16 protein-coding genes are annotated in these 17,204 nt (G+C 71.4%); 10 read left to right on the forward strand and 6 right to left on the reverse strand.

Annotated features, from left to right (window positions below; genetic code table 11):
- Positions 1-2 precede the first annotated feature (2 nt).
- Entirely contained in the window at positions 3-809 is an 807-nt protein-coding gene (locus KZQ38_RS01085; protein WP_219437473.1) for an LmeA family phospholipid-binding protein, read from the reverse strand.
- Complete coding sequence (locus tag KZQ38_RS01090; protein WP_308258188.1) at positions 806-1,561, reverse strand: alpha/beta hydrolase family protein; 756 nt, start codon at positions 1,559-1,561, stop codon at positions 806-808. Before KZQ38_RS01090 ends, KZQ38_RS01085 begins: the two co-directional genes overlap by 4 nt.
- A gap of 155 nt (positions 1,562-1,716) precedes the next feature.
- Between KZQ38_RS01090 and KZQ38_RS01095 the strand changes: the two genes are divergently transcribed.
- From KZQ38_RS01095 to KZQ38_RS01140, 10 genes are all read left to right on the forward strand, one after another.
- Positions 1,717-2,442, forward strand: coding sequence for a response regulator transcription factor (locus KZQ38_RS01095; protein WP_219437477.1), 726 nt, complete (start codon positions 1,717-1,719; stop codon positions 2,440-2,442).
- Positions 2,443-2,462: 20 nt separating this feature from the next.
- The gene (gene mshD / locus KZQ38_RS01100) at positions 2,463-3,344 is read left to right on the forward strand and encodes a mycothiol synthase (RefSeq protein WP_219437479.1); all 882 of its coding nucleotides are present in this window, start codon (positions 2,463-2,465) and stop codon (positions 3,342-3,344) included.
- Between the two features lie 195 nt (positions 3,345-3,539).
- Positions 3,540-4,664, forward strand: coding sequence for a phosphate ABC transporter substrate-binding protein PstS (gene pstS, locus KZQ38_RS01105; RefSeq protein WP_219437481.1), 1,125 nt, complete (start codon positions 3,540-3,542; stop codon positions 4,662-4,664).
- A 34-nt stretch (positions 4,665-4,698) separates the two neighbouring features.
- Entirely contained in the window at positions 4,699-5,757 is a 1,059-nt protein-coding gene (pstC, locus tag KZQ38_RS01110; protein ID WP_257900556.1) for a phosphate ABC transporter permease subunit PstC, read from the forward strand.
- Positions 5,754-6,668, forward strand: a complete 915-nt coding sequence (gene pstA / locus KZQ38_RS01115; protein WP_219437483.1) for a phosphate ABC transporter permease PstA — start codon at positions 5,754-5,756, stop codon at positions 6,666-6,668. The genes pstC and pstA overlap by 4 nt, the downstream gene beginning before the upstream one ends.
- A gap of 10 nt (positions 6,669-6,678) precedes the next feature.
- Complete coding sequence (pstB, locus tag KZQ38_RS01120) at positions 6,679-7,455, forward strand: phosphate ABC transporter ATP-binding protein PstB (RefSeq protein WP_219437485.1); 777 nt, start codon at positions 6,679-6,681, stop codon at positions 7,453-7,455.
- Positions 7,456-8,064: 609 nt separating this feature from the next.
- Positions 8,065-8,433: a hypothetical protein gene (locus KZQ38_RS01125; RefSeq protein WP_257900557.1), complete on the forward strand. Its 369-nt coding sequence runs from the start codon at positions 8,065-8,067 to the stop codon at positions 8,431-8,433.
- A gap of 13 nt (positions 8,434-8,446) precedes the next feature.
- Positions 8,447-8,992 (forward strand): DUF3558 family protein, encoded by a 546-nt coding sequence (locus tag KZQ38_RS01130; RefSeq protein WP_219437487.1) that lies wholly within the window; start codon positions 8,447-8,449, stop codon positions 8,990-8,992.
- Between the two features lie 27 nt (positions 8,993-9,019).
- A complete protein-coding gene (locus tag KZQ38_RS01135) occupies positions 9,020-10,579 on the forward strand; it encodes a hypothetical protein (RefSeq protein ID WP_219437489.1) in 1,560 nt (519 codons plus the stop codon).
- Positions 10,576-11,373, forward strand: coding sequence for an ESX secretion-associated protein EspG (locus KZQ38_RS01140; protein ID WP_219437491.1), 798 nt, complete (start codon positions 10,576-10,578; stop codon positions 11,371-11,373). Before KZQ38_RS01135 ends, KZQ38_RS01140 begins: the two co-directional genes overlap by 4 nt.
- A 4-nt stretch (positions 11,374-11,377) precedes the next feature.
- On the opposite strand, the gene phoU is transcribed toward KZQ38_RS01140, so the two are convergent.
- The 4 genes from phoU to KZQ38_RS01160 form a co-directional block, all read right to left on the reverse strand.
- Positions 11,378-12,043 carry a phosphate signaling complex protein PhoU gene (gene phoU, locus KZQ38_RS01145; RefSeq protein ID WP_219437493.1) on the reverse strand — a complete coding sequence of 222 codons (666 nt, stop codon included), beginning with the start codon at positions 12,041-12,043 and terminating at the stop codon, positions 11,378-11,380.
- Positions 12,044-12,130: 87 nt separating this feature from the next.
- Positions 12,131-15,535 carry an LCP family protein gene (locus tag KZQ38_RS36855; RefSeq protein ID WP_219437495.1) on the reverse strand — a complete coding sequence of 1,135 codons (3,405 nt, stop codon included), beginning with the start codon at positions 15,533-15,535 and terminating at the stop codon, positions 12,131-12,133.
- Positions 15,536-15,746: 211 nt separating this feature from the next.
- Positions 15,747-16,601 carry a GGDEF domain-containing protein gene (locus tag KZQ38_RS01155; RefSeq protein ID WP_219437497.1) on the reverse strand — a complete coding sequence of 285 codons (855 nt, stop codon included), beginning with the start codon at positions 16,599-16,601 and terminating at the stop codon, positions 15,747-15,749.
- Positions 16,602-16,757: 156 nt separating this feature from the next.
- Positions 16,758-17,204 (reverse strand): hypothetical protein, encoded by a 447-nt coding sequence (locus KZQ38_RS01160; protein ID WP_219437499.1) that lies wholly within the window; start codon positions 17,202-17,204, stop codon positions 16,758-16,760.

A 17,204-nucleotide genomic window follows, 5' to 3' on the forward strand; every position in this document is an offset into this window, starting at 1 on the left:
GCTCAGCCCTGGTCCAGCGGGATGTCGTGGACGGTGCCCTCGACGGTCAACGCGCCGCTCTCCACCCGGACCGCGGTCGGCGTGACGGTGAACGGCAGCACGCCGGGGTCGATGGTCACGCTCAACGCGTGCCGCACCACGCCCAGCACCTCGTTCAACCCCGCCAACGACATGTCGTCCAGTTGCACGTCGTTGACCGACACCGCCACCTGGCCGTCCGCGACCAGGCTCACCGCGCCGTAGGCGGTGATCCGCAGCTTGCGCCCGGCCACCACGGTGTTGCCGCTGAGCTTCACCGCGGCCCTGGTCGGTTCCGGTTGCTCGGGCGCGGGCGTCGGCGTGGCCTCCGGGCGGGTGTCCGGCTCGATCGCCATGTCGGTGAACGGCGTGACCGTGTTCACCAGCCGGTTCAGGTCCTGCGCCTTGATCTTGACGCTGCCCTTCACCTCGTCGATCCGCGCGTCGGCGGTGTTGCCCGCGAGCAGGTCGGACAGGCCGATGCGGGTGTGGTAGAGGTTCGCGTGGATCTCCAGGTCCCGCAACGAGTCCCGGACCGGCACGCCGTTCGCGCTGATCTCGATGTCCCGGTAGTCGCCCGCCAGCGCCTGGAAGGTGAACGGGAAGCCGTGGATGCGGACCGCGGGGTCCTGGTCCAGGCCGAACTTGGCGCGCATCTTCTGCGCCACCTGGTACTCGCCCACCGCCGCGAGCCCGTAGTCCGCCGCGACCAGCAGGCCCACCACCACCAGCGCGGCGATGATCAGCTTGCGGCCCCTCGTCGGGCGGCGTCCGGGCGGCGTGGCGGTCATCGGGGTGATCCCTCTTCGGTCGAGCGGTCCAGCCAGGTCGCGATCCGGTCTACCAGAGCGGGCGTCATCGCGGACTCCGCGTGGCGGATCCGCGGTTCCAGCCACAGCTCGGCGGCGCCACCCGCGGCGCGGTGCAGCGCCACCGCGTGCGCCGGGCCGAAGTAGTGGTCGTCCTCGCCGTGCACGATCAGCAGCGGCGTGGGCGCGATGCGGTGCACCACCTCCAGCGGGCTCTCCGGCGTGCTCCGCCACGGCGGCCCGAGGCGGACGCCGAGCGCGCGGGCGGCGAGTCTGCCGTGCGGCTGCTCCAGCAGCCAGTGCACCCGGCGCATCGCGGGCGTTTCCCGCACCCACCACCGGGACGGGCTGCTGACGGCGGCGACCGCGGCGGGCCGCGGCTCGTGCAGCGCGGCGTGGCGCAACGCGATCGAAGCGCCCATGGAGAACCCGACCGTCACCACACGGCGGTACCCGAGGTCGTGGGCCAGCGAAACACCGGCCGCCAGGTCCCGCACCTCGTCGCCGCCGACCGTGGACCGGCCGCCGGAGCGGCCGTGGCCCCGGAAGTCCAACGCCACCACGCCGCCGTGCCGCGCGAACCGCCGCAGCACCCGCGCCACGAACGGCTTGCCGGTGTGGAGGGTGAAGCCGTGGCCGATCACGAACGCCAGGTCCGTCACCGCTGGTGACGGCCCTGATCGCACGCCGTGCAGGACCACGCCGTCGGCCGTCGTGGTCGCGACGGGGGTCACGCTCGCGGGTACAACTGTGACCCTGGCCTGTTGACCTGGGTCTTTCGTCGTGTGCACCGGTATCGTCTCCGTCATCCGCAGGCAACGGGGCCCGGTCACCGTACTTCGGACCGCCGTGGTCGGTGACGCGCACCGCCCGAACCAGGAGGCCCGCGATGAGCATCGACGTGCTGCTGCTGACCACCGACCCCGATCCCGAGGCGGTGCTGCCCGCGCTGGCGCTGCTCCCGCACGAGGTCCGCCCGCTGCGGCCGGAGGTCTCCGCGTTGCTGGACGCCGGTCCGCACGACGTGGTGCTGGTGGACGCCCGCGCGGACCTCGCGGGCGCCCGCGGCCTGTGCCGCCTGCTCGACTCCAGCGGTGTGGCCGTGCCGGTGGTCGCGGTCGTCACCGAGGGCGGCCTGGTGGCGGTGAACTCCGACTGGAGCGTGGACGAGATCCTGCTGCCCTCCTGCGGCCCGGCGGAGGTGGACGCCCGGCTGCGGCTGGTGCGGTCCCGGCGCGGCACGACCCGGCCGGGCGGCGACGGCGCGGTGCAGCTCGGCGAGCTGGTCATCGACGAGGCCACCTACACGGCGCGGCTGCGCGGCCGCCCGCTCGACCTCACCTACAAGGAGTTCGAGCTGCTGAAGTACCTGGCGCAGCACGCGGGCCGGGTGTTCACCCGCGCGCAGCTCCTCCAGGAGGTGTGGGGCTACGACTTCTTCGGCGGCACCCGCACCGTGGACGTCCACGTGCGGCGGCTGCGCGCGAAGCTCGGCACCGAGCACGAATCGCTCATCGGCACCGTGCGCAACGTGGGCTACAAGCTGGTCCGCCCCGGCGCGGCCCGCCGCGCGGAGCCCGCGACCGACCCGGGAGCGCTGCTGCCGCGCGGCTGACCGGGGGTAGTTTCGGTCCCGTGGAAACGACGTGGTGGGAAGAGCCGACCCCGGAGCTGGTCGCCGAGGTGGCGGAACTGCTCGGTGCGGCGGAACGCGCGGACGGCGTCGCGCCGGTGGGCGAGCAGGTGCTGCTGCGGCTGCGGCCCGGCGCGCGGGGCAGCAACCACCTGGTGGCGCGTGCCGACGACGGCACGCTCGTCGGCTACCTCCACCTCGACCTGCTCGGCGACGCCGACGACAACAAGGTGGCGGAGCTGGCCGTGCACCCGGAGCACCGCCGGCGCGGCGTGGGCACGGCCCTGGTCACCGCCGCCGCCGAACGCGCCCGGCCGCTGCGGGTGTGGGCGCACGGCGGGCTGCCCGGCGTCGAGCCGCTGGCCGCGAAGCTGGGTTACCGCAAGGTCCGCGAGCTGCTGCGGTTGCGCAGGCCGCTGGACGAGGCGCTGCCGGAGCCGGTGCTGCCGGAGGGCGTGTCGTTGCGCGCGTTCGAGCCGGGCCGGGACGAGGCGGCTGTGGTGTACGTCAACCACCGGGCGTTCGCCTGGCACCCCGAGCAGGGCGCGATGAGCATCGAGGACGTGCGGCAGAAGGAGGAGGAGCCGTGGTTCGACCCGGCGGGCTTCCTGCTCGCCGTGTCCGCCGACGGCCGGCTGCTGGGCTTCCACTGGACCAAGGTGCACACGCCGGAACTCGGCGAGGTCTACGTGGTGGGCGTCGACCCGGACGCGCAGGGCGGCGGACTGGGCAAGGCGTTGACCCTCGCGGGCCTGGCGCACCTGCGCCGTTCGGGCGTGCGCGAGGTGATGCTGTACGTGGAGGCCGACAACGCTGCGGCACTGGGCGTGTACACGCGGTTGGGATTCGAGCGCTGGGATTCCGACGCCCAGTACGCCAAGTAGTGACAAACCCGTCACGTCACGCAAACGTGCAGGTCACGCTGCAACCCGAATGGCGGTGTGACTAGTCACCTCCCGTGTGGAGTTCACCTCTCGTTCATCTGCTCCTGGGCGCTTGTCCACCCTCGCTGCCTACCGTCCGTGTCGAGCGGCGAGATGCGCCGCAGTCGAAATCCGCTCTGTCAGTGGAGGACCCAGGTGAAGACCAAGCGGCACGGCGCCGTAGTCGGCCTGATCGCGGCCGGTGCGCTTCTGCTCACCGCGTGCGGCAGCGACAACAACACCCCCGGTGCCGGCGGCACCTCGCCCAACGCCTCGGCGCCGGGCGTGGACGTCGAGTGCGGCGGCAAGGCCAAGCTGAACGCAGAGGGTTCCTCCGCGCAGAAGAACGCGATCGACACGTTCATCCAGGCGTACCAGCAGAAGTGCGCGGGCGCCGACCTGGCGTACAACCCGTCCGGCTCGGGCGGCGGCGTGAAGAACTTCAACGCCGGCCAGGTGGACTTCGGCGGCACGGACTCGCCGCTGTCCAAGGACAAGGGCGAGGTGGAGGCCGCGGCCAAGCGCTGCGCCACCAACCCGGCCTGGCACCTGCCGCTGGTGTTCGGCCCGGTCGCGGTCGGCTTCAAGCTCGACGGCGTCCAGGACCTCGTGCTCAACGGCGAGGTGACCGCCAAGATCTTCAACGGCGCGGTCAAGAAGTGGAACGACCCGGCCATCGCGGCGCTCAACTCCGGCGCCACCCTGCCGGACAAGGACATCAAGGTCGTCTACCGGTCCGACGAGTCGGGCACGACGGACAACTTCCAGAAGTACCTGAAGATCGCCTCCAAGGGCGCGTGGACCCAGGGCGACGGCAAGCAGTTCAAGGGCGGTGTCGGCGAGGGCAAGGAGAAGTCCGCCGGTGTCGCGCAGGCCGCCGCCTCCGTCGACGGCGCGGTGACCTACGTCGAGCTGTCGTTCGCGCAGGACAACAAGCTGTCCATCGCGAAGATCGACGCCGGCCAGGGCGCGGTCGAGCTGACCAGCGAGACCGTGGGCAAGGCCATCGACGGCGCGAAGATCAAGGGCGAGGGCAACGACCTGGTCCTCGACCTCGACTCGATCTACGGCACCACCACCGCGGGCGCCTACCCGCTGCTGCTCGCCACCTACGAGATCGTCTGCTCCAAGGGCTACGACGCGGACACCGCGAAGGCCGTGAAGGCGTTCCTCACCGTGGCCGCCACCGACGGCCAGGCGGGTCTCGCCGACGCCGGTTACGCTCCCGTGCCCAAGGCGTTCCAGGACAAGCTCCTGACCGCCATCAAGGCGATCGCCTGACCAGGCCGGCGACCACACCGCCGACGCCATAGCGATGAACGACCGCATCGTGGCCAAGCGCCCCGCGGGCACCGGAGACGCCGGTGCCCGCGAGGGCGTTCCCGCCGCTCGACCCGCCACGGAGGCTCCGATTCCCCCGACCACGGAAGCCGACCAGAACGCGCCCCACGTCCGGCCGGGCGACCGGATCTTCCGCGGTCTCGCCACCGGTTCGGGCATCTTCATCGTGGTCCTGATCGGGGCCATCGGCCTGTTCTTGCTGCTCCAGGCCATCCCGTCGCTCGCCCTGGACCAGGTCAGCTTCCTGACCAGCCGTGAGTGGTCCACCGGCGACGTCAACAACATGCGGTTCGGCATCCTCGACCTGCTCCTGGTCACCGTGGTGTCGTCCGCGTTCGCGCTGCTCATCGCGATGCCGATCGCCCTGGGCATCGCGTTGTTCCTCACCCAGTACGCGCCGCGCAAGCTGTCCCGGCCGTTCGCGTACGTCATCGACCTGCTGTCCGCCGTGCCGTCGATCATCTACGGCCTGTGGGGCCTGCTGGTGCTCGCGCCGGTGCTCACGCCGGTCGGCGAGTGGCTCACCGACGTGCTCGGCTGGTTCCCGCTGTTCGCCGAGGGCAACGTCAGCATCGAGCTGGGCGGCACCATCTTCACGGCGGGCGTCGTGCTCGCGGTCATGATCCTGCCGATCATCACGGCGGTCAGCCGCGAGGTGTTCGACCGCACCCCGCCCGCCCACATCGAGGGCGCCATCGCGCTGGGCGCCACCAAGTGGGAGGTCGTGCGGACCACCGTCCTGCCGTTCGGCAAGGCCGGCTACGTCAGCGCCTCGATGCTCGGCCTCGGCCGCGCGCTCGGCGAGACCATCGCGCTGATGATCATCCTCAGCGCCACCAACGCGGCGTTCGGCTGGAGCCTGTTCGACGGCGGCGCGACGTTCGCGTCCAAGATCGCGCTGGCCGCGCCGGAGTTCAACGACCCGCGCTCGGCGGGCGCCTACATCGCCGCGGGCCTGGTGCTGTTCGTGCTGACCTTCGTGGTCAACGCCATCGCCCGGTCCATCGTCGCCGGTCACAAGGAGTACGAATGACGACCGAGACGGCGGACCTGAACCGCCTCGCGACGCCGCCGACGTTCCAGAGCGTCAGCACCGGCCGCAAGATCAAGAACGGGATCGCCACCGGGCTCGTGTGGCTCGCCTTCGCGGTCGCCATCGTGCCGCTGGTGTGGGTGCTCTACACCGTGGTGCAGCGCGGCCTGCCCGTCGTGCTCGACCCCGACTGGTGGCAGAAGTCGTTGTCCGGCCTGCTTTCCCGACAGCAGGGCGGCGGTGTGTACCACGCCATCTACGGCACCCTGGTGCAGGGCATCGTGTGCGGCCTGCTGTCCGTGCCGATCGGCCTGTTCGTGGCCATCTACCTGGTGGAGTACGGCGGCCGGTCCAAGCTGTCCCGCGCCACCACGTTCATGGTCGACATCCTGACCGGTGTGCCGTCGATCGTGGCCGCGTTGTTCGTCTACACGTTGTGGATCACGACGTTCGGCTTCGGCCGCAGCGGTTTCGCGGTGTCCCTCGCGCTGGTGCTGCTCATGGTGCCGGTGATCGTGCGGACCACCGAGGAGATGCTCAAGATCGTGCCGGACGAGCTGCGCGAGGCGTCCTACGCGTTGGGCATCCCCAAGTGGAAGACGATCGTGAAGATCGTCATCCCGACCGCCCTGTCCGGCATCCTGACCGGTGTCATGCTGGCCCTCGCCCGCGTCATGGGCGAGACCGCGCCGGTGCTGGTGCTGGCCGCGTACGCGCCGTTCATCAACTACAACCTGTTCGACGGGCCGATGGCGTCGCTGCCGCTGCTGATGGCCACCGAGCGGAACAACCCGACGCAGGCCGGTTTCGAGCGGATCTGGGGTGCGGCGATCACCCTGGTCCTGATCATCACGCTGTTCAACCTGCTGGCGACCGTGATCTCGCGGTGGCTGGCCCCGAAGACCAAGTGAGCGGGCGGTTATGGCCAAGCGCATCGACGTGAAGGACCTCAACCTGTACTACGGCAAGTTCCACGCCGTCGACGGGGTTTCGCTTGCCGTGCCGCCGAAGAACGTGACCGCGTTCATCGGCCCGTCCGGTTGCGGCAAGTCCACCGTGCTGCGGTCGTTGAACCGGATGCACGAGGTGGCCACCGGCGCCCGCGTGGAGGGCAAGGTGCTGCTCGACGGGGAGGACATCTACGCGTCCACCGTCGACCCGGTGCAGGTGCGGCGGACCATCGGCATGGTGTTCCAGCGGCCCAACCCGTTCCCCACGATGTCGATCCGCGACAACGTGGTGGCGGGGTTGAAGCTCGCGGGTGAGCGGAACAAGAAGAAGCTCGACGAGGTGGCCGAGCGGTCGTTGCGCGGGGCGAACCTGTGGAACGAGGTCAAGGACCGCCTCGACCGGCCGGGCGGTGGCCTGTCCGGTGGTCAGCAGCAGCGCCTGTGCATCGCGCGGGCCATCGCCGTGCAGCCGGACGTGCTGCTGATGGACGAGCCGTGCTCGGCGCTGGACCCGATCTCCACGTTGGCGATCGAGGACCTGATCACCGAGCTGAAGAAGGAGTACACGATCGTCATCGTGACCCACAACATGCAGCAGGCCGCGCGGGTCAGCGACCAGACGGCGTTCTTCAACCTGCTCGGTGTCGGCCAGCCGGGCCGCCTGATCGAGGTGGACGACACGGAGAAGATCTTCTCCAACCCCAGCCAGAAGGCCACGGAGGACTACATCTCCGGCCGTTTCGGCTGATCCTCGCTGGTTGGTGAGGGCCTCCCCGTGCTTCGCGGGGAGGCCCTTCCCGTTTCGTGCGGCCGTCCGCCGATGACCCGACCGCTTCCAGCGGACCTCCGCCTTCGACTGCCGGGGAGTTGACGAAGTGGGATGCGTGCGCGGAACTCACCGCGGTGGTCGGCTGTGAAGCCCAGTGGGTGGTGCGAACTCCACGTTCTCCGACATCACGGTCGGTGGACACCGGGCCCGGCGCGTCACCGCTCCGGCGGCGGGCAGCTCGTGCACGGTGACCGCCAAGTCCCGGGTAGATGTGGTGGGCATCGCGAACGCTTCGCAGGACGGGGCGTGCGCGGCGGACAAGCTCGCGGTTGCCACCGAACCGAGCCTGCCCGGGTAAAGCGCTGCTCCCGACACGCCGGAGCAGCTTCGCCCCGTTCGGCGGTGTTGCCGGGACACTCTTGGTGCGTGCTGTCGGGCACGCGGCGTGTGTCGCCGGGAACCGGGGGTAGGCGGGCACCGTCATAGTGAGGACATGTCCTGACGTGCGCGGTACGGTGCTCGGTGGGATACGCATGATCGCAGGGGGTAGTGGTGGTGCCGCCAGAGGGAGCGTGGAGCGCGCAGTCCATGCGCGCCATGACGGCCAACATGCAGGGACTCAAGCAAGCCGCGGAGTCCGGCTCCTTCGCCATCAGCCAGTCCGGCGCGGAGGCGTACATCAAGGCCATCGAGGACGCTGAGGTGGACTTGAACAGGCTCAACACGAACCTCGCGACCCTCCAGCAGGACACTCAGCTCGGCACCAGCCCTGACGCGCAGTCGATGTCCCGCTACAACGTCGAGAGCGCGACAGGTGGTGCGGGCACCATGGGGATGGTTCCCGCGATCGACGAGTTGAAGACAGCGCTGTCGGACGCCAAAGCCGCACTGCGGAAGGCGGTCGAGAACTACCGCGAAGTCGATGACGCTGCGGCCGATGGCTTGAAGCGCTACTGAGATGGGGATTCAGTTGACCAGGAATCTGCTGGCCCGCGCCGTGGTGTCGGTCGCGCTGGTGGGCTTGGCTGTGGCCGGTTGTTCGGAGAAGACGCCCGGTGGGGCGACGGCGGGCTCCACCACCACCTCGGAGGAGTCGTCGCCGAGGACGACTTCCTCCGCCGCGGCCGGCAACGCTCTGGAGAACTTCGACGCCTGTGCCGAGCTGAAGGCGGTTTCGGGTCAGTTCGGCCTGTCCGAGATCGAGGAGGAACCGGGCGACTCCTGTTCGGCCCGTTGGGGGCAGACGACCTCCACCGTGCAGATCAAGACCCGTCCGACGCAGGGCATCAGTGAAGTGGCGCTCGGCGAGCACGCCCAGCCGTCCGACATCAAGATCGGCAAGCACGAGGCCAAGCGTGTGAAGGCGGTGCTGTCCAAGACCGATTGCCTGGTCGCGGTCGCGGTCACGGCGAAGTCGCGGGTCGACTTCACCGGTTCGTCGACCGCCTCCGCGGACGAGGCGTGCGAGGCCGCCAGGAGCCTGGCCACCGCTGTCGAACCGAAGCTGCCCGCGTAAGCACCGAACCCCGGAGGGAGTAGCGCCGTGACGCCGCCCAACCCGCAGTCGCAGAACCCGAACGCGACCAAGGTCGTCTACGCCGGCGAGAACGACGCCGAGCTGCGCGCCGAGTACGACAAGGCGGTGCGGGAGAACCCCGGGCTCTTCGGCCGGTTCGCGACGATCGACGACTACCTCCGCTGGAAGGTGCAGTCCGCGCAGTACCAGCAGAACCAGCGCCAGGACCTGGAGCAGGTGGTCGAGAACTACCGACCGCCGATGTCCACGGCCGGGTCGCACTACATGGGCTACTCGCACGAGAGCCTCAAGGCGATGGTCACCGACAACATGGCCCCCAGCTCAGCGAACGAGCAGGGCGAGGCGTGGACCAAGATCGGGAACACGCTGGTCGACCTCCAGGACAACCTGTCGAAGGCGACCGAGGCGAGCAAGGGCGCCTGGCAGGGCGAGGCGGCCTCCGCGGCGCAGGGCTACTTCACCAACATGGCGACCTGGTCGGGCAACGCGGCGCAGGGCGCGCAGTTGACCGGCAACAAGCTGTACGAGCAGAGCCGCGCGGCGGAGGCGGCCAAGTCGAACATGCCGGAACCGGTGGAGTTCAGCACCGCCGACGCCTACAAGATGTTCTTCGCCGAGCCGAACCCGTTCAAGTGGGCGGAGACGATCGACAAGATCGAGCAGAAGTTCGAGGAGAAGCAGCAGGCGCACGAGCGCGCGGCCGAGGTCATGACGGACATGTCGACCTCGTTCCAGCAGTCCGGCTCGACCATGCCCGCCTTCTCGCCCCCGCCCCCGATGGACGCCGGCGGCGGGGATTCGAGCAACAACCCCAACCAACCCGGCATCGGCGGCCGTCCGTCCATTCCGGACGGTCCGGGTGGAACCGGTGGCACCGGAACAGGAACAGGCGGCACGGGCACGGGCAACGGCAACGGGACCGGCGGCACGGGTGTGGCGGGTCTGCCCGGACCCGGTTCGGGTGGCTCGGGTGGCAACACCAACCAGTCCGGCTGGACGCCCGGCGGCCCCGCGGTGATCCCCGGCCCCGGCCCCGGCGGCGGCCCCGGTCAGGGGCCCGGCCCGGGTGGCAGCAACTGGACGCCCGGCCCCGTGCCCGGCCCCGGTCCCCGACCCGGGCCCAACCCGCCGTTCCGACCCGGCCCCGGTGGCCGTCCGCCCGGCCTCCCCGGTGGCGGGCGACCCGGGATGCCCGGTGGCGGCGGTGGCGGTGGTGGCGGCGGACGTGGCGGCCTGGGCGGTGTCCCGGGCGCGGGCGGTCCGGGCGGCATGGCGGCGGCCGGACGGGGCGGCGGGTTCGGACCCGGTGGCACGTCCGGGATGCTCGGCGAGGCCGGCCGGTCCGGCGCGGGTGGCTTCGGGCCGTCCGGCGGCGGTGGTCTCGGTGGCGCAGCGGGCGCGCGCGGCGGCATGGGCGGCGCGGGCATGGGCGGCGGCATGGGCGCCGGTGCCGGCCGTGGCCAGGGCGAAGAGGACAAGGAGCACAAGTCCGCCTCGTACCTGGTGGAAACCGAGGACGTCTTCGGCGACGGCACGATGGTCGCGCCCCCGGTCATCGGCGGGTGACGGTGTTCTCGTTCTCCCTGTCCCACGCGGCGGCCGACATGCTCTGGGAAGACCTGAAGCTCGGCAGCCGCCCCTACCCGTTCGAATTCCCCTACCTGGGCCAGACGATCGACGAGCGGCGCGGTATCCGCAACGCCGTCTACCGCGACCTGGAATCACGCGGCCTGGCCCGCCGCGGCCGGGTCGCGGCGGAGGTCGAGGAAGCGCTGAACCTGTTGGTGCGCTTCGAGTTCTCGCTCAACGCCGTGGCGTCGCTGGACGCGGAGAACGTGGCACGCCAACTGCTGGCCCGCGCGGGCGCGCGTGGTGAGCTGGCGGTGCTTGCCGTGCTGGACGACCGGCAGCTCAAGGTCGACACCATGCGGTCGTCGGCGTTGCTGCGCACCGTCGTGGACCTGATCCCGCCGAGCAAGCCGGGTCCGGGCCAGTCGGTGACGGTGCCGGTGCCGACGTCCGCACCGCCGCCCCCACCACGCCGCGACGACGACTTCGGCGACGCCACGTTCACCCGCGCCATGGCACCGCACTCCAGCGCGGGCAGCCAGATCCGGGCGCTGGAGGCCACGTTCGAGCGCCCGCGCCTGCGCGCGGGCCAGTTCGGGGTCACCGTCCGCGGTCGGCACGGCCGGGAGACGCGTGCACCGCAGGTGGCGTGGTTCGACAACGACCAGGGCCGGTACCTGGCCCAGACCAGGCAGGGCCAGGACGGCCGGAAGTGGTTGACCCACGCACCCGCCGACAACGCGCGCATCGCCGCCCAGCTCGCGCAGGAGCTGAACGGCCTGCTCTCCTAGCGGTTCAGTCCTCCAGGTCGCCGCCGTAGCCGGGCATCCGGCCGGTGACGATGAAGACCGTCCGCTTGGCCACCGACACCGCGTGGTCGGCGAACCGCTCGTAGAACCGGCCCAGCAGCGTGGTGTCCACGGCCGAGGGCACGCCGTGCGGCCACTCCTTGTCCATGATCACCGTGAACAGGTGGCGGTGCAGGTCGTCCATCGCGTCGTCCGCGTCCTCCAGCGCACGCGCGCGCTCGACGTCCTGGGTGCGGATGATGTCGGTGGCCTCCTGCGCGAGGTGCACCGCGATGCGGCCCATCTCGGCGAAGTACGGCTCGACGGTGTCCGACAGCACGTGGTTGGGGTGCCGGCGGCGCGCGGCCTTCGCCACGTGCAGTGCCAGGTCGCCCATCCGCTCGACGCTCTCCGCGGCGTGGATCACCGCGAGCACGATGCGCAGGTCGGTCGCGACCGGCGCCTGGAGGGCGAGCAGCGCGTACGCCTGCTCCTCGATGCTGGCGCGGACGTCGTCGATCTTGACGTCGTCGCCGATCACCTGCTCGGCGATCCCGAGGTCCGCCTGGAGCAACGCGGACGTCGCGCGCTCCATGGCGACACCGGCCATCCCGCACATGTCGGCGAGCTGGTCAGCGAGTTGTCCGAGCTGGTCGTGGTAGGCCTCACGCATGGGCGTCAGCCTACGTGCAGGTTGTCGCTGTAGCGACATACCCGGGTGAACCGGAGGTGAACCCGGGGCGTCCAGATGGCCTAACGGTCAGGCGCACGGGTCCTTGGCCGCGTTCACCACGGGCAGGTCCGGCGGCGGCGTCGCCTTGCCCGGTTCGGCCGCGCCGCTGCCCGGTCCCTTGACCTTCTCGTCCCAGCCGGGACCGATCAGGAGGGTCACCGCGCCGCCCTGCGTCTCGTCGACCTCCAGCGTGGCGCCCGGCACCGCCGCCGCGAGCGTGGCCGCCGCGTCCTCGCCACCCGTGCCGTACTTGATGATGGTCTTGCCGGCGGGAGCGGCGTCGCCCCGGTCGACGACCTCGAAACCCAGCTCCGTCAACGCGTTCGTGGCCCGCGTGGCCGCGCCGGGGTTGCCCTCGTCGCCGTTGCGCACCTGGATCTTCACGCCCTTGGGGTCGATCACCTTGCCCTGCTTGGGACCCGCGGGCTTCTTCTCGCCCGCCGGCGGCGGCGCGTCCGCGTCCGGCGCCTCGCCCGGCAGCGGCGTGCCGTCGATGATCGCCTGGAACAACGCCTTGGTCTCGTCCAGCTTCAGCATTTCCAGGTTGTCGTCGTTGGACTTCGTCGGGCCCTCGTCGGTGTAGTGCGGCACCGTGATGAAGCTGACCCGCCCGGCTTCGAGGCCCTGCATCGACTGCGCGAGCGTCAACATGTCGTTCACGCCGATGTTCTGCCCCACCGTGGCCGACGCGAACGCGTTGAGGAAGGCGTTGAGCTTGACCGGGCTCAGCAGCATCTCGCTGGACAAAGCCGTGCGCAGCAAGGAGGACAGGAACTTCTGCTGCCGCGTGATGCGGTCGTAGTCGCCCAGCTCCTCGACCTTCACGTGGCGGGCGCGCACGTAGTCGAGGGCCTTCTGGCCGTCGATCTCGTACTGGCCCGGCTTGTCGAAGATCATGCCGAGTTCGCCGTCGTCCATCACCTTCGGCACGCAGACCTTGATCGTGCCGATGGCGTCGACCATGTCCTTGAAACCGTTGAAGTCGACGGAGATGAAGTGGTTGATGTCCAAACCGGTCAGTTCGGTCATGAACTTGCTGACGCACTTCGGGCCGCCGTCGGCGTACGCCTGGTTGGACTTCACGCCCTGGACGGGCGGCAGCACCTCACCGGTGTACTGGCCCGTGGTGTAGTCCCACTTCTCGCACTCGGGCCGCGTGATCACCAGGTCGCGCGGCACGGACACCACGACGACCCGCTTCCGGTCGGCCGGGATGTGCGCCAGCATCAGGACGTCGGACCGCGCGCCCGGCTCGGCGCCCTCGTCGCCGACGCCGTCCTGCGGCTTGGCGCCCGCGCGGGTGTCGGAGCCGACGATGAGGAAGTTCTCGTCCCCCAACTGCTTCTCGGCCTCGTGCACCGCCTTGGAGTCCGTGGTGAGCGCTTCGATCTCGGTGAACTTGCTGTCCACGTAGATCCGCGCGCCCCACCCGAGGCCGGTCGCGACGAACACCAGCACGGCGGCCGTCAGCGACAGGACCTTGATGACGCGGACGATCTTGCTGTGCTTGACCGTGCGGACGCGTCGACGGGGCGTGTCCTCGTCGTCGTCCTCGACGGACGACGTGTAGACCGTCGCGTCCTCGTCGTGGTCGCTCTTCCACGGCATGAGCTTCTGCCGGCGCTCCTTGCGCAGGCGCTCCTGCTCGGCGAGTTCGTCGTGCACCGCGGAGAAACGGGCGAGGGTGTGGTCGACCTCGCGACGCTTCTTGACGTCGTCGCTGATGGCCTCCATCTCGGTGGTGAGGCTCGCCGGGTCGACCTGGTCGCGTGGTGCGCCCAGCCGACCGGAGATGCCACCGGCGGGCTGGTCGCCCTCCGCGTCGGGGAGACGACGCGGCCCACTGCCGTCCGGTCCGCCTTCCGGCCGCCGTGCGGGCCCGTCCGGGGCTTCGGCGAGGCGTCGGGGACCGTCCGGGCCGTCCACGGGTCTCCGCGGTCCGTCAGGCACGTCCGCAGGGCGACGCGGCCCATCGGGGGCGTCCACGGGCCGGCGGGGGCCGTCGACCGGGCGACGGGGTGCGTCGGGGGCGTCCGGGCGGCGGGGACCGTCCTCGGGGTCGGCGAGCCGGCGGGGCCCGCTGCCGTCCGGGCCGCCCGCGACCGGCCGTCGTCCGGTGTCGGGGTCGGCCAGGCGGCGGGGCACGTCCGGGCCTTCCGCGAAACGACGCGGCGGGGTTTCGGGCCCGTCGGCCAGGCGGCGCGGGTCCGGCGCGGGTCCGTCGGCCAGGCGGCGGGGACCGGAGTCCGGACCTTCCGCGAGGCGACGAGGGCCGGCGTCGGGGCCGTCGGTCGGTCGGCGGCCGGGTTCGGTGACGCGCCGGGGCGGGACGTCGGGTCCGTCCGGCACGCGGCCGGGGCCGCCGTCGACCGGTCGGCGCGGTGCGTCGGGGTGGTTGCCCGGCACGCCCTCGGCCAACCGGCGCGGACCGCTGCCGTCGGGTCCGCCCTCGGCGAGGCGGCGGGGCGGGCCGTCCGGGAACCGGCGGGGGCCGGAGCCGTCCGGGCCGTGGTCGGGTGCGAGGCGGCGCGGGCCGTCCGGGGACTGCGGACGTCGGCCGGTCGCCTCGGGACCCTCCGCGAACCGCCGCCCCGGAGCCGGGTGCGGCCGGCGGCCGGTGCCCTCGGCCTCGTCCGGTCCACGTCGGACGTCCCCCGGCGGGAACGCGGCCCGCCGTCCGGTGTCCTCGGGCGCGAAACCGTTGTCGCGTGGCGGAACGCCGTTGCGGGGGGCTTCCTCGCCGCCCAGTCGGCGCATGTCGGGACGGACGTCCCCGTTGGGCGGTGGCGGCACGCCGGGACGTGCCCGCCGACCGGTGCCGGGCTCCTGCCGGCGGACCGCGTCCTCCGGGCTGCCGGGGTGGGGCCGCCGTCCGGTGTGGTCGTCCGGCCGGGCACGTCGGCCGGTGCTCTCGGCCGGACCCGGCGCGGCGCGGCGACCGGCGTCGTTCACGGCACGCCGCCCGGTGGGCTCGCCGTGGCCGGGCGGGTCGACGGGCGCGGCGCGGCGGCCGGGTGCGTCGTCCGGCCGGGCACGTCGGCCGGTGCTCTCGGCCGGGCCCGGTGCGGCGCGGCGGCCGGTGGGTTCGAGGCCCGTGTTCTCCGGCGCGTGCGGGGTGTCGGGCCTCGCGCGGCGGCCGGTGGCTTCGGGACGTGCCCGGCGGCCGGCGGAGGTGGGGTCTTCGGCCGGCGGGCGCTCGTCGGGCGCGGCACGCCTGCCGGACGACTGCGGTGCGCCCGGGGGCTCGGGTCTGCGCTCGTCCGGTGGCACGGGCCGCGGGAGGTTCGTGCGGCTGTGCTGTTCCAGCAGCTCGGAGACGCTCAGACCACCGCTGCCCTCCAGCGAACGACGCCTGCGGCCGGTCGGCTGGTCGTCGTGCGGTGCCTGGTCACCTCGGGGTCCGGGGCCGCCACGGCGGGGCTCGTCGGGCACCCGGTCTCCCTTCAGCAATCGGTCAGTAGCGGGTCGTCATCACGAGTTGACGACATCAAGGACACATTGGTTGCACCAACGGCGTGTCACTTGCCACGGCGATACTACGGATGACCGCCAGCCCTGACGACCACTCCCGGTGATACCGGGGGTGTGGGTACTCGATTGCGCGCAACGGCTTACGCCCGAACGGACTAGTAACCGTTAGACCTCAGTAACCGGCAACCCGCGGTTCTGCGATCGCCCGCCGCCCCGCGGCGGCGCCCGCCAAGCGCACCCGGCCGTTCTCCCGGTAGGCGACGGCGTTCCGTCCTGACTGCTTGGCGGTGTAGAGCAGGCTGTCCGCCCGCAGCAGTTGCTGATCGGGAGCGACCGGGGGACGCGTCGGCGAATCCCCGGCGGGAGGCTCGTAAGCCAACCCGATGCTCACCGTCACCCGCAAACCGGGTGCCAACGCGGCCCAGGCGTGACGCTCGACACGCATCCGGGCCGCCTCGGCGATCTCCACGCCCGTGACCGCCGTCACGCCGGGCAGCACGAGGACGAACTCCTCACCGCCGTAACGCGCGCAGAACCCGTCCTCCGGCAGGCCGTCCTGGAGCAGTTCGACCACGCGCTGCAACACCCGGTCGCCCAACAGGTGCCCGAACGTGTCATTGACCTGCTTGAACCAGTCCAGGTCGATCAACGCGATGGCCAGCCCGTCGGCGGTGGAGCCGTGGTCGGCGACCATGTCCAGCAACCGCTGGTCGAGGTAGCGGCGGTTGTAGCTGTCGGTCAGGCTGTCGCGGAGGCTCTGCTCCCGCGCCTCGGCGTGCTCGCGGCGCAGGCGGTCCACCTCGCGGCGGAGCTGCTCGGGGACCTGCGGCTGCACGTCCTGGTCCGCGTAGACCAGGTCGAACGCCGAGCGCAGGTGCTGGTACGCCTGCCGCCACTGCCCCCGGGAGGCGAGCAGCGCGGCGATCGACTCGTGCAGCTGGACCAGGCCGGTGCCCTCCGGCGCCCGGCCCGGTACGGAGCCGCTGTCGCGGTCGCAGTCCGCGACTTCGGGTCGCAGTGCGGTCATCGCGCTCACCTCCCTACTTGCCAAGGTGTCGTCCCGTAGGAGGCGGCGCTTGAGCCGGCGGGACGCGTCAAGGGGGGATTTCCCTCGACTGGTTGACCGCGCACTGCTCCGAACTAGTGACTTTCGGTGATCAACAAGTCGGAGAGTGCTGCGCGGTCAGTTCGCGCACGGGGCGAATCCGTACGCCTTGCCGTTGAGCAACACGATGTGCTGTGAGCCGATCTGGGTACCGATTTCCGTGCCGTCCTGGACCACGGTCAGTGTGACGGCCACCACCAGGACCACTCCCCGCGGGTGCTCGTCGTCGCCCGGCGGCGTCCAGTTCGGGTCGAGACGCAGGGTGGACATGGTGGGTTCCACCCGGATGGTGCCGCGGGGCAGTTCGCAGCCGTCCTGCGGGTAGTCGGGGTGCTGCGTGTCGGCCAGCAGCTCCCGCTGCTTCGCCACGCCCTGCGCGCCGGCCTCGTTGAGCGCGGTGAAGTAGCCGCCGACCTGCTCGCGGTCCGCGTCGGTGAGCTGGAGCGGGCGCGCCGTGCCGGTCACCCGCGCTCCGCAGGCCGCCAGCGCGAGGACGCAGAGGACCGCCGCCACGACGCGCGTCAC

The organism is Saccharothrix obliqua, from assembly GCF_019375475.1.
GTDB classification, from domain to species: domain Bacteria; phylum Actinomycetota; class Actinomycetes; order Mycobacteriales; family Pseudonocardiaceae; genus Actinosynnema; species Actinosynnema obliqua.

Excerpts from the sequence above, each read along its gene's own strand:
- KZQ38_RS01085 (WP_219437473.1), bottom strand. The coding sequence starts at position 809 with ATGACCGCCACGCCGCCCGGACGCCGCCCGACGAGGGGCCGCAAGCTG.
- KZQ38_RS01125 (WP_257900557.1), top strand. The coding sequence starts at position 8,065 with ATGCGCGCCATGACGGCCAACATGCAGGGACTCAAGCAAGCCGCGGAG.
- phoU (WP_219437493.1), bottom strand. The coding sequence starts at position 12,043 with ATGCGTGAGGCCTACCACGACCAGCTCGGACAACTCGCTGACCAGCTC.
- pstB (WP_219437485.1), top strand. The coding sequence starts at position 6,679 with ATGGCCAAGCGCATCGACGTGAAGGACCTCAACCTGTACTACGGCAAG.
- pstC (WP_257900556.1), top strand. The coding sequence starts at position 4,699 with ATGAACGACCGCATCGTGGCCAAGCGCCCCGCGGGCACCGGAGACGCC.
- KZQ38_RS01095 (WP_219437477.1), top strand. The coding sequence starts at position 1,717 with ATGAGCATCGACGTGCTGCTGCTGACCACCGACCCCGATCCCGAGGCG.
- pstA (WP_219437483.1), top strand. The coding sequence starts at position 5,754 with ATGACGACCGAGACGGCGGACCTGAACCGCCTCGCGACGCCGCCGACG.
- KZQ38_RS01155 (WP_219437497.1), bottom strand. The coding sequence starts at position 16,601 with ATGACCGCACTGCGACCCGAAGTCGCGGACTGCGACCGCGACAGCGGC.